This is a genomic window from Paraburkholderia pallida, assembly GCF_004524855.1.
Classification (GTDB): domain Bacteria; phylum Pseudomonadota; class Gammaproteobacteria; order Burkholderiales; family Burkholderiaceae; genus Paraburkholderia; species Paraburkholderia oxyphila.
The window spans coordinates 1,593,949-1,605,371 of sequence record NZ_CP038151.1 but is presented as its reverse complement, the minus strand read 5'-3'; the positions used below and the strand labels follow the sequence as shown (position 1 = coordinate 1,605,371).

Genomic DNA, 11,423 nt, shown 5'->3' with positions numbered 1-11,423 from the left:
GTAAGTAATGGGGGCTTAGGCGGTGTGGATTGACGTGGAACGAGGGTTCTCGTCAACCACGGAATTGCGGAGGGTGCCGATTGATGCAATCTCGGCTTCGACTACGTCACCCTGCTTCAGGAGACGCTCAGGAAAGCGACGGTTGAAGCCGGCGACGCCGCTCGTGGTGCCCGTAGTGACAATGTCACCTGGCTCGAGGGTGAGGCGCGACGACCAATATTCGATGATCTGTCCGCAGCTAAAGATCATATTGCCCGTGTTGTCGTGCTGTCGTGTCTGGCCGTTCACTCGCAGAGTTATGTCGAGACAGCCGGGATCAGCGATCTCGTCCTCGGTAACGATGCACGGTCCCATCGGACACGTTGTGTCGAGATTCTTTCCCTGAAAGACCACGCCGGTAGGCTTTTCTTGGACGATGAGATCGCGCATGCTGACGTCGTTGACAATCGTGAATCCCATTACTACGTCGCGCCAGTTTTCAGCACGAACGTTGCGGCAGCGCTTGCCAATTACCATAGAGAGTTCGATCTCGTAGTCCAGCTCTTCGGTGTGCCGCGAGCGCACGATGATGTCGTCATGGCCGATGACGGCGGACGGCATCTTCAGGAAGGCGACCGGGTATGCGGGAAGCTCTCGAAGGACACCAGCATCCCGTCCCTCGGCAATGTGGCCAGAGTAGTTGGCGCCAATAGCCACGATTTTGCCGGGTCTCGCGATCGGTGCATGTAATTTGGTACTGCTTACAGGTTGAAGCACGCGTGCGGTAAGCAATCTTTCGTAGCCAGCATCCCCAAGGGTCCGGCTAACGTGGGCGAGCGCCTCGCGTGCGGCGGCAATCGAGAGCGGGCCACCAACGATTAGAGCCCTAAGGTCGTGTGGGATACGGATGGCAGCAATCTGAGATGCGAACGGATCAGCGAGAACTTCCTTTAGGTACAGTGCATAGCCCCGTTCAAGGTCGACGATACATTCCTGCGGGATGTCAATCGATTTCAAGAGCGCTCCGACGCGCGGACCGATACCGTCGCTGCCGGTGTACGAAACGAATTTCATTGCTGTACCCCACGCGCTTGACGAGTGAGCCGCACTGCGCGCGCCCGCACGCCGTACGGTTCGAGATCACGAGCTATCCGCTCCTCCGCTTCACGGGAGACACTCATACCCGCGACACGAACTTCGGTTACACCATCGATTGCCATGAGCGCGGGCCGCACAGACCCTTCTGTCGTGACGGGGCGCAATTCGCAACCCACACACATACCTGTATAGCGAACGGTTACGACGCCGTTGAGATCGTCGACGCTAACGAGCTCAAGTCCACCCGCGTGTGCGCGGATCAGACGCGAGAGCGAAGCGACAGCCTGCTGAACTTGCTCGAGCTCGATGGTCATGCGGCCTCCGCTTTCTGAGGGGGGAGCTTTCCGTTGGCAACAAGTTCGCGCTTCTTGCTTTCAATGTCGATGCCCATCAACCGCGCAAAATTCTCGCCAAGAATTTTCTTCTTGGTGTCGTACGTGATTTGCGGGTAACCGTAGTCACGGCGTAGATCTTCAGGAATCTCGAGTTCCATGAACGCCTTGAGCGTCGGTGCCGGACCGCCGGCGAGCGCTGCCTCGGACGCCCACAACAATTTCTCAGGCCCCACCATCTGCAACAGTCGACCAAGGTGGTCTTGAACGCGGCGCGGAGCGAATCGGTAGAGGCTGATATAGCCGGCCAGCGACAAATAGACATTGGGAAAGCGGGCGGCAATCGATACCATCTGCTCGAAGTAGGGCAAAGCGAGGTGGTGGACGATGAATGAGATCTCGGGGAAATCGCGTGCGGGCGCCTGAATATCATAGGGCTGGAGATACTCCATGTTCTGGAGACCCCAAGGATTGCCCTTATGAAACTGGAGCACGTTGACGCCCGCTGCAAGCGCACGCTCGTACATCGGATAGGCGAGTCGTTCGTCGTCGCAGCGCCAACAGTCGGCAATACGGTCGTGGCCGTTGTAGAACTTGAAAGAGCGCGCGCCGAGGTCGTGCATCTGGATGTCCATCTGATCGAGCGCATAGTTGAGCCCGCGATGCATCGGATCGACACCTCCGCAGAACAACACCTGATCAGGGTAAGCGGCTGCCATTGCATGCTGTGTCGCGACAGGTGATTCACCATTCTTAAAGAGGTCAAACATTGGGACGACCTGCGCCATCGCCATATCCGTAGGTGATTGCTTGAACACCAGGTCGTACATGTCCTCTGTTTCCCAGCGGCGCGCCCAGTTGAAACTTGGGTCTTCAAAGCGCTGGTTGCTGGGCCATCGCAATGTCTTGACGTATTTCAAGATATTGTCTCGAGTCACTGCGGCGTCGGGCCGGTCGTCCCTGAGATTCTGGGCGGACATGTCGTAGAGGTGAATTGCGTTATCGAATACGAAGATATCGTCAATCATTGTGAACTCCTGTTATTAGGCTTTAGTGGCGTCTTCGTTTTTCATAACTGGCTCGATCGAAACTGGCGAGAACTCGGTCGGCCGAAAAATGGTGTTTCGCATGGCTAGCATCGGGGCAAGTGCATCGACTTCCTTACGATATTCGGCCCAACGAGGATCACTTTCGACCCCGCTTCGAGCTTCCATACGCCGAGCGACGTCGACGTGTCGCCACAGATGCGTGACTTCATCGATCTGGCCAACTTCGGTCAAATACATGCCGAGAAAATCTCCACCATGCCGGCGCGTATGCTCGAGCTGCACAGGTAGTGCGGCGCGTTTCCACAGTTCGAGCCATTGTTTGAGGAGATGGGGGCGAACTCGGTAGAATCTCTGTTCGATTATCATCGCGCGATCCTATGGGTTGCGTTGAGTGATCAGAGAGTCGAATACGTCAAAGAGGGCGGCTGCATCTTGATTTGCGCGATTCTGTTCTTGCGCTACGCGATAGATGTCAAGGGCGGCGTGGAAGAGCGGGGTTGGAGCACCATGCTGCTCGATGAAGTCGGCGATGATTCGCGTGTCCTTGAACGGAATGGCGAGCTCGGCGGCTTTGGTAGTTGGGTCATCGTAGACTCCGCTCAGCATCAGCGGTACGCGTGCGAGCCAGATGCCCGAAGATGCGGGGCTGTTGCCAATGATTTCATTGACGAGCCTGAGGTCGAGACCAGCGCATTCGGCAAAGTGCATCGTTTCAGCGATCAAGACCGTCGTCGTACTGACGAAATGATTTACGACGAATTTGAGCCTTGACGCTGTGCCAAAGCCGCCAACGTATCGATACTGGCGTGCTGTGTCGCCCCACAACGATTCCGTCGTCCCGCAAGCTTCTTCGTCCCCGCTCGCGAGAATAGTTAGCATGCCGGTCTTGGCCTGAACTGCACCGCCGATGATCGGGCAATCAAGCAGTTTTGCTCCACTGGATGCTGCGAGGAGAGCGGCAGCACGCTCTTTATCTTCGACAGCGAGCGTGCTGGTTTCAGCGATTATGTGGCGCGCGCCCGTGCATGAAGCGAGCGTGGCAATGACATCGTCGAGCGCCGCACTGGAAGGTAAGGAGAGCACGATAAGCTCGGAGAACTGAGCCAGTTCTTCGATCTGCTTCGCGACGCGCGCGCCCGCCTCAGCGAGCAACGCAGTGCGGGACGGTGCGACGTCATAACCCATTAGCTCCCAACCGCGGGCTAACCAGTTGATGCTCATGGGCAGTCCCATGAGCCCGGCGCCGATGATGCCAACGCGCTTGGACATAAATTTTCTCCCGTTTAATCCTATATGAATTCAAAGTGAATTCAATTTAAGGCGAGCTTAGTCTCTCTCGAGGTCTGACTTCAGGCGGGGGCTGTTTCGAGAACTCGCTTGAAGAACTCGCAGGCCGGCTCCATCACGAGATCGAAGCCAAACTGATAGGTTGGTGTGACGTCAGCGTAGTGATTCATGAAGGGGATCAAATGCACTTCGGCTTGTTCATTGCCGTGCCGTCTCAGTGCCTCGTTCATCCAAATTGTTTGCTCGGGGGGAACATGCATGTCGAACTGACCGTGAATGCCAAGTACTGGCTGTCGAATCTGTGACGCGTAGCTGATCGGCTGGATCATTTCATAAAACGCGCGGTTCTCGTCGGGCGCACCACCGAGCCAGTCGCAAAGGAGCTGGTAACGTCCTGGTGCGTACGGGGCTACGCCGCGCACGTGTTGCAGGAGGTCGGTAGGGGAGCCGAAGCTCACAGCTGCGCGGAGTTCTGGAACGAGCGCTGCTGTCCGCAGCGCGCTCATGCCGCCCCGAGACATACCGAATACCGCGATGCGGTTGCCATCAACGCCTTCTCGCTCGGAAAACCATTCGAGCGCTATGCGAACGTCCCGCGGGTCATGCTCAGGCGAACCGGAACGGTAGGTGACCGAGAGTACATGGAACCCTGCGCGCGCAAGCCGGCTCGCTGCCCAATCGATGCTGTCGAGCGATCCTGTTGCGATGCCTCCCGGCATGACAATGATGCCTGGCGCGTTGGTGGTCTGGGCCGGGCGATTGTGACGGACTGCGAGCGTCACGTGACCATCGTGGAGCTTGTGATCAGTTGGCGGAAGCGGGGCATTAGACACGGGATCCTCAATGAACGAAATATAAAGAGGGTGCCGTCGCTCTACGACGGCAGCACAGTGTGGCGCTCAGGTCGGCCGCAGCTTTTTCCGCGACCATAATGACCGGCAGATTGGTGTTGGCGCTCACGACGGCGGGCATAACTGACGCGTCGATGACACTCAATCCTTCGACGCCGCGAACATGGCATTGGGTATCGACGACCGCATAAGGGTCGCTTGCGGGGCCAATGCGACAAGTCCCTGCGACATGGCCAGTAGGCACTGCGCGCTCATAGACCATGTCGGCAATCGCCGCGTCGTCGCGGCTGCGCAGCGACGCGCAATCTAGCCCAATCGCCGCCAACGCCTTGGTTCGCGCAAGTGGGCTCAGGTCGAACGCGAATGCGGCGGCACGGGCCTTGAAGGCGTTCCAAGTACTAGGGCGGTTCAGTTCCCTGATCAGCTTCCCATTAATCGGCAGAACTGCGCCGTCGATATGGCGTGCGACGTGCGGGGCAGCCAGCAAATCGAAGGCGAGGCGCAGACCATCCGCCAATCGAGTCCGATCGCGTTCATCTGCGAGAAGGTTGAAGCGGACACGGGGGGGCGTTTGCGCATCAGGTGATTGCAGTACAACGTCCCCCTGTGAGAAGGGTTTATAAACCGAGACGCCGATTCCACCGATCGATCTGCCCAGGGCATGCCACGATGTCTTGTTCAGCATGACGACAAACATGTCGCATCGGGGACACTCCGGATGATTGGACGAATATCGAAGACAGTTCGAGAAGCCGGGCTTCAGGGTATTGGGTTGGCGCGCGCCTGGTTTGAGCCACGTGGCCAAGGAGACGAGTGGATGGTTCTGGAGATTCTTTCCCACTCCCGGTAACGCATGGACCACGGGAATGCCCAGCGCCCGTAACGTGTCCGGCTCACCGATGCCGGAGCGCTGCAGTAATGCCGGTGAATGGATTGCACCTGCGGCGGCCACGACATGACGTGCAGCGATGAAATGCCTTCCTTGGGGTGTCGAAACTGTGATCCCGGACACTCTTCGGCCGGTCAGTTCGATGCGCTCAACAAGAGTAGAGGCTTGAATGCGAAGATTCGGTCGCGCCCGAACTGTTGCATCCAGGTATGCGACTGCAGCAGAGATACGACGGTCCGGCAGGTTGCTCATTGGCACGGCGCCGATCCCTTCTCCAAAGCTGCCATTTAGATCTGCGACGTCGCCGTAACCGCGCTCGCGCAATGCATCCGCCAAAGACGATGAGAACGGGGGCCACATCTGTTGTGCGTGTCGGCGGACGGTAATGGGCCCTTTATCGCCGTGCAGCGGGCCCTTGAAATCGAGGTCATTTTCCAGAGCGCGGAACCAGGGTAGAACATCGTCCCAACCCCAGCCGACTGCGCCCGCGTCCGCCCAGGCATCGTAGTCCGAAGGGAGTCCACGCAGCGCTGCCATGCCCATTACCGAGGAACCACCGCCCATAACGCGTGCCTGCTCGAATGGCCTCGGTGCTTCGTTGTGGCGGACCTCTGCGTTCAATGGCGTCCAGAACCATTCTGGTTGGCCGTACGAGCGCGGATAGCTATCACGCATGGTGGCGGGTTCATCTCCGGGTGCGAAATCGCGCCCCGCTTCGATTAGCAGTACGCGAAGCCCAGGCTCGGCTGAGAGGCGATTTGCCAGCACGCAGCCAGCAGATCCTCCTCCGACAATCGCGACGTCGAATGCACCGAAATCCTCGTTGGATGCGTTTTCGCGCTGTGTGCCGGTCGGTTGCATGCTCATAGCAGGCCGCCGTTCACGTGAATGACCTGCCCGTTGAGCGAGCGTGCCGCAGGGCTGACAAGGAAATGCACGACGTCCGCAATATCTGCCGTTTGGGCTATCCGGCCAAGGGGCGTCGCGCAAACGACGGTGGCGCGACGCGCTTCCGTCGTTTGCGAGAGCATCGTCTCGGTTGCGGTCATGCCCGGTGACACGACGTTTGCAGTAATGTCACGTTCTGCGAGTTCCAGCGCTGCTGTGCGAATGTACGCTTCGGTCGCTATCTTCGCCCCCGCGTACGACGCGGTGCCTGGATAGGGTTGAGTGGCCGTGCTCGACGAGATAAAGACGAGGCGGCCGCCACGGCGTAGCAGGCGAGCGGCGGCCTGAATGGCAAAGAACTGACCGCGTGCGTTGAGACGCATGACTCGATCGAACTCTTCCTCTGAGGTTTCCGCGATCGGCTTTACGACCGCGTCACCTCCCGCATTTAGCACGACAATGTCGAGCTTGCCGTGGCGCGCTGGAATCTGCTCAAGCAGCGCTTGTATTTGTGGTGGATCGCCGACGTCTGCTTGCACGGCTTCGGCGATTGAGCCGTCCCGCAGTATTTCTTGAACGAGTTGAGACGCCCGTGCAGATTGCGATTCGCCTGGATAATTGACGACCACAGTCGCGCCGCTCTTTGCAAGCCGACGCGCGATTTGCGCGCCAATTCCGCGGCTTGCGCCCGTGACGAGAGCGACACGGCCACCGAGCAATTTAGCAGCGTCGACTCCTGTCAAACTGGGGAAGTGGCCTGGCATACAAGGGGCTCCGAAGTTGGTGGATGTGCGTGCGCGCATCAGGCTGGAAAGCGTGACACTAGGCAACAGCCGTTTCTGACGCGACAAGCGTCTGTCCATTGATCCAGCGCCCTTCCTCGCTTATGAGGAAGAGGACGAGGCTAATGACATCGCTGGACTCGGTCCGTCCGGACGACACCACATTGACCGTTATTCCGCGTGCGCCGACTTCGCGCGTCAGGACGCGGGCAAAGGTGCGCACAGCTGCGTCTGCTCCCGCACTTGCAGCGCCGGCACTGTCATTGGCGGGTAGCACAAGAACGATTCGGCCCTGCTCGGATACGTGTTTAGCGGCCTGCTGAAGCAGGAAAAAGGGCGTTTTGACTCGCTCGCGAACGATAGAGTCATACTGCTCGAGCGTCAGATCGGCAATCCGTCGCGGCTCGTCAACAGGCGTGAGCAAATAAACAAAGATGTCGATGGCGCCCAATTGCTGAGTGGCAGAACCAAAGAGGTCTTCGGCGGATTGCGTTGGTGCCGCGTCATGACGGGCCCGCATGTCGCTGGTAACTTGAGCTCCCTCGTCAATAAGTCCCTGCGCGATGCGGGTGCAGAGGGCCGGAGGCCCACCACTCACGAGCACGCGCTTGCCATTCAGGCTGGCTGGCTGCATGTGTTGTCTCCTGCTCCATGTTGAGGCCTTCGCCCGAACCAAAGATGCCCGCAGCGCCGTCGCCTGTTATGAATTCAATTTGAATGCAATTTAAGTCGATGTGCCCGCCATGTCAACCACTCAGTGCCCAGGGTTTCCGATGGCATTGGACGCTTGCTTCGCGTTATCGGTTGAATCTAGAATGGAATTCACATTGCATTCAATTTGTATCAACTTGACGCCGGCTGCGCGTTCGACCTCTTGCGCCGCCGCGTCGTCACACGGAGAATCGATGGAACACAATGCGATTTCAGAAGACGAATGGAGCGCGAGACAAGAGCTTGCCGCCGTCTATCGACTCGTGGAAATGCATGGCTGGGGAGAGAGTATCTACAATCATATCTCGCTGCGCGTGCCGACCGAGCCCAGCTCTTTTTTGATCAAGGCGCATGACCGACTGTATAGCGAGGTGACGGCGTCGAATCTCGTAAAAGTGTCGATTGAAGGTGACCTAGACGAGACGTCAGGCGTCAACAGACCGGGATACGTGTTGCATGGAGGAGTGCTTCAATGCCGACCAGACGTCAATTGCGCACTTCATGTTCATACCGCAGAAGGCATCGCAATGTCGGCCTGCGCCGAGCCGCTGCGAATGCTCTCGCAGTATGCCGTGCGGTTCTATGGACGTGTGGGCTACCATCCGTATGAGGGCATCACTGACGGACTCGATGAGCGTGCGAGAATCGAACGACACCTCGGTCAGAACATTGCCCTCTTTATGCGCAATCATGGCGTATTGACAGTGGCGTCGAGCGCACGTGCTGCATTTATCCGTATCAAGGATCTGCTCGAAGCTTGCCGCATCGAACTCATGTTACTGGCGACGGGGCGTGAACTCGTTGAAGTGCCTGCGGAAGTGTGCGAGCGTACTGTGCGGCAGTTTGCTGCACACGACGATGGACGCGGCGGTGCCGATTGGCCGGCGTATCTACGCGTGCTTGACCGTATGGATCCTTCTTGGCGGAGTTGATATGGCAATTTTGAGCGCGGGCTACCGTCCAAGGCGCCTGCGCGACAGCGCTTAACGTGCGCGGAAGTGCTTAACGACGGCCTGTGCGACGCGGTTCATGTGCTCTTCCGCTGCAAGTTGTGCGGCTGCGCTGTCTCGCGTGAGCAGTGCCTTGAGGATTGCAGCGTGCTCGTCGATGACCTTGCGCGTGGGAACGTGCTGACGGACGCCTTCGATGCGAGGTCGGCGTACATGCTTCGAGAGTGTTGCGTGCAGATCGATAAGCACGCTATTGCGGGACAGCGCCACCAACTGGCGGTGGAATGACTGGTTCAGGTCGAAATATTCTTCGGGATTCTCGGAGTCGAAGTCTTTCGCGAAGCGGCGATGGATATCTGCAAGGTTCTTGAGTTCCTCGTCGCTAGCAGTTTCGCAGATGAGCTTCGCCGCATAGCCTTCAAGTGCGCCGAGGACGGCAAGCTTGTCCTCAATCGTTTCCACTGAGATCGGGCTCACGATTGCACCGCGATTTCGGAACAACTGCACGAGCCCTTCGGACGCGAGGATCTTCAGTGCCTCCCGCAACGGCGTACGCGACACGCCGAGTTCCTCACATAGCTCCCGCTCCGATATCGGCGTTCCCGGGCGCAGCTTGCCGTCGACAATCTTGTCACGCAGAATTTCAGTGACTTGATGATGCAGTTGGGTGATTTCGGACATGTCAGCGGTAAGTTGAAGGGCGTGCGCAGCGAGAGATGGTAGTACCCATATCCTAGCATATCGCATTCAATCCGAATTCGATCCATCGGTTGACAAAGTCATAGTTAAGGGTTTTGCCTAGAGTTGGCTGACGACTAGTCCCACGTTTACGACGTGCCATATCCGCGCGTACTTGAAAGAGGGAGCGATAAGAATCGCCGGGCGGGCGACGAACTAGTCGGGATTCGTTCGACCCGGATGTCGCGCATCGGTGCGGTGAGGCATGCATCGCGCCGGGGGCTGTGGTGCACATGTCGCAGCGACGGACGTAATTATCCGGCCCGGGGAGGAGTTGAGTGAGTCACATCGCGCTGGCACGGCTACCCGTCTCCGGAGCGGGGCGGCCACTATGCCTCCAATCACCTCCAAGCCAAGGGCGGATCGGGTGTGGCTATCCGCTCGGGCAGAGAGTTTACTTTTGACCTCCATGACCGCCATGGGGGTGATGGCGGGAGTGGTCGCCGTTTCATCCAGTGACTATGCCCTCGGTGCCAGATGAGGTTGACGAGCCAACGGCCGCAGTGGTCAGTACTCCCGGCATATCTTCGTGTGCCGCGCTTGTCGGGCGCGAGAAGTTCGGTTCTGGCGAAGGCGTGTTACTCAAAGGTCAGCGAGATAGCAGGCAGATGGATGTCTGAAGACTGAGCGCGCACGAGCTTCGGTTCCCTTCCAATATGTGCAAGCAGTTCATGAATTCTCGGGCCCAGCTTTTCGCCCTTTTGCAAAGGGCGTCGCGCGACGCCAGAGCTTTCGACATGGCTTCACACCAACTTACCTGGGTTGAGACCAGGTGCGTAGCCATGCAAGAAGTGCAAAGTCAGTTTGCCCTGCGTGCCCGCGATATAGTCCTTGACGACTGCTTTATTGCGCGCGGGAAATCCATCGACAATCAGATGGATTGCCTTGTTGCATTTGAACATCAACAACTTTGAGCGGCTTCACAAACAGCTCCCCGGAGAGCCCATCTTCGTACGTCGTAAATCAAAAGGCACCGTTCGAGTTCACCTCAGATGCATGTGCTCATGCTTTGCCGCTGTCCGGGGCGTTCAACAACTGATGTCTCAATGTGCCTCGCCCAAGCCTTGCCATGGACCGAATCAGCACGAAAGCCCGATTCGTCACAGATGTAGGCGTTGTGCGCCAAAGTCGTGCGCATTGTTTTTTACGCTTTCGGCGCATGATCTCTTGGCGTAACCCCGGAGCCTACTTCGTTGGCAACATGAGAGTAGGACGGCGGGTAATCCTCAAGTCATTGCGAGAACCATCGAGCCGGACGTTTGAAGGCTCGCAGCATACGAAATTCTGACTGATTGTTGTAGGGCAGTCTTCGAGATATTCGGACTCGTCCTGAACTGCTCAGGCGACGCTCAATAGGTGCTCGGGTTTACGCCAAGTGCTACGGGATGTTTTGTCCGCTGCCTTGAGCAGTGGCACGTTTCCGGAGGAATATACCCTAGAGGTATATGGGTCGGATTCGAAAAGTATTGGACGCTGCACGGGGTGGCGTATAAAACCGCTGGATGCAACTTACGGACGCAGTTCCAGCCATGCTCTGGTTTCGCCAATCATTACGTGTACTTGTATGATTGACGAGGTGGATGATATTCAGCGCATACTCCGCCGCATTTACAACCTGTAGAACGTAGAACAGGTGGAGTATATCGTTCCGATCGGACGTGATGAGCACGCGTGAAGGCGCGAAGAATAACTTGCCGCGACGCTCCCCGTCCATCCGTCGCTGCTCCCCCCCGTTGTGTCATGGGAAATCGAACCGTAAGTGAAAATTTTGGTTGGGTAACGATTCCGATTGAATGTGCTTCAACGCGGAGTTTAGGCTTTTCTGCGCGCAGTAAAGAGGCGTGAGTTAATGCCTTACATTCTTTTAAA

At 57.6% G+C, this 11,423-nt stretch carries 11 protein-coding genes and 1 pseudogene; 1 reads left to right on the top strand and 11 read right to left on the bottom strand.

The genetic code is table 11. The features are described 5' to 3' along the window. Positions 1-15: 15 nt before the first annotated feature. The 9 genes from E1956_RS41845 to E1956_RS41805 form a co-directional block, all read right to left on the bottom strand. A complete protein-coding gene (locus tag E1956_RS41845; protein ID WP_134759272.1) occupies positions 16-1,053 on the bottom strand; it encodes a fumarylacetoacetate hydrolase family protein in 1,038 nt (345 codons plus the stop codon). Then, a complete protein-coding gene (locus E1956_RS41840) occupies positions 1,050-1,391 on the bottom strand; it encodes a NifU family protein (protein WP_134759270.1) in 342 nt (113 codons plus the stop codon). The genes E1956_RS41845 and E1956_RS41840 overlap by 4 nt, the downstream gene beginning before the upstream one ends. Continuing rightward, on the bottom strand, positions 1,388-2,437 hold the full coding sequence (locus tag E1956_RS41835; RefSeq protein WP_134759268.1) for an amidohydrolase family protein: 1,050 nt from the start codon (positions 2,435-2,437) through the stop codon (positions 1,388-1,390). The genes E1956_RS41840 and E1956_RS41835 overlap by 4 nt, the downstream gene beginning before the upstream one ends. 15 nt (positions 2,438-2,452) lie before the next feature. Beyond that, the gene (locus E1956_RS41830) at positions 2,453-2,824 is read right to left on the bottom strand and encodes an NIPSNAP family protein (RefSeq protein ID WP_134759266.1); all 372 of its coding nucleotides are present in this window, start codon (positions 2,822-2,824) and stop codon (positions 2,453-2,455) included. Positions 2,825-2,833: 9 nt separating this feature from the next. Then, positions 2,834-3,727 (bottom strand): NAD(P)-dependent oxidoreductase, encoded by an 894-nt coding sequence (locus E1956_RS41825; RefSeq protein WP_134759264.1) that lies wholly within the window; start codon positions 3,725-3,727, stop codon positions 2,834-2,836. An 80-nt stretch (positions 3,728-3,807) separates the two neighbouring features. Then, positions 3,808-4,527, bottom strand: coding sequence for an alpha/beta hydrolase family protein (locus E1956_RS41820; protein WP_134759262.1), 720 nt, complete (start codon positions 4,525-4,527; stop codon positions 3,808-3,810). Positions 4,528-4,585: 58 nt separating this feature from the next. After that, the gene (locus E1956_RS41815; protein ID WP_269467648.1) at positions 4,586-6,352 is read right to left on the bottom strand and encodes a GMC family oxidoreductase; all 1,767 of its coding nucleotides are present in this window, start codon (positions 6,350-6,352) and stop codon (positions 4,586-4,588) included. Continuing rightward, positions 6,349-7,137, bottom strand: coding sequence for an SDR family oxidoreductase (locus tag E1956_RS41810; protein ID WP_167760297.1), 789 nt, complete (start codon positions 7,135-7,137; stop codon positions 6,349-6,351). The genes E1956_RS41815 and E1956_RS41810 overlap by 4 nt, the downstream gene beginning before the upstream one ends. Positions 7,138-7,195: 58 nt before the next feature. Next, positions 7,196-7,789 (bottom strand): SDR family oxidoreductase, encoded by a 594-nt coding sequence (locus E1956_RS41805; protein ID WP_134759258.1) that lies wholly within the window; start codon positions 7,787-7,789, stop codon positions 7,196-7,198. 271 nt (positions 7,790-8,060) lie between these two features. Here E1956_RS41805 and E1956_RS41800 point away from each other — a divergent pair, with 271 nt between their 5' ends. After that, a complete protein-coding gene (locus E1956_RS41800) occupies positions 8,061-8,798 on the top strand; it encodes a class II aldolase/adducin family protein (protein WP_134759256.1) in 738 nt (245 codons plus the stop codon). A 51-nt stretch (positions 8,799-8,849) separates the two neighbouring features. Here E1956_RS41800 and E1956_RS41795 read toward each other — a convergent pair whose 3' ends face one another. Together E1956_RS41795 and E1956_RS47825 are read right to left on the bottom strand one after the other, a co-directional pair. Further along, on the bottom strand, positions 8,850-9,497 hold the full coding sequence (locus E1956_RS41795) for a GntR family transcriptional regulator (RefSeq protein WP_167760296.1): 648 nt from the start codon (positions 9,495-9,497) through the stop codon (positions 8,850-8,852). Positions 9,498-10,136: 639 nt separating this feature from the next. Further along, positions 10,137-10,665 (bottom strand): annotated as a pseudogene (locus E1956_RS47825) (transposase); the annotation flags it as partial. Positions 10,666-11,423: the final 758 nt, after the last annotated feature.

Excerpts from the sequence above, each read along its gene's own strand:
- E1956_RS41845 (WP_134759272.1), bottom strand. The coding sequence starts at position 1,053 with ATGAAATTCGTTTCGTACACCGGCAGCGACGGTATCGGTCCGCGCGTC.
- E1956_RS41840 (WP_134759270.1), bottom strand. The coding sequence starts at position 1,391 with ATGACCATCGAGCTCGAGCAAGTTCAGCAGGCTGTCGCTTCGCTCTCG.
- E1956_RS41835 (WP_134759268.1), bottom strand. The coding sequence starts at position 2,437 with ATGATTGACGATATCTTCGTATTCGATAACGCAATTCACCTCTACGAC.
- E1956_RS41830 (WP_134759266.1), bottom strand. The coding sequence starts at position 2,824 with ATGATAATCGAACAGAGATTCTACCGAGTTCGCCCCCATCTCCTCAAA.
- E1956_RS41825 (WP_134759264.1), bottom strand. The coding sequence starts at position 3,727 with ATGTCCAAGCGCGTTGGCATCATCGGCGCCGGGCTCATGGGACTGCCC.
- E1956_RS41815 (WP_269467648.1), bottom strand. The coding sequence starts at position 6,352 with ATGAGCATGCAACCGACCGGCACACAGCGCGAAAACGCATCCAACGAG.
- E1956_RS41810 (WP_167760297.1), bottom strand. The coding sequence starts at position 7,137 with ATGCCAGGCCACTTCCCCAGTTTGACAGGAGTCGACGCTGCTAAATTG.
- E1956_RS41805 (WP_134759258.1), bottom strand. The coding sequence starts at position 7,789 with ATGCAGCCAGCCAGCCTGAATGGCAAGCGCGTGCTCGTGAGTGGTGGG.
- E1956_RS41800 (WP_134759256.1), top strand. The coding sequence starts at position 8,061 with ATGGAACACAATGCGATTTCAGAAGACGAATGGAGCGCGAGACAAGAG.
- E1956_RS41795 (WP_167760296.1), bottom strand. The coding sequence starts at position 9,497 with ATGTCCGAAATCACCCAACTGCATCATCAAGTCACTGAAATTCTGCGT.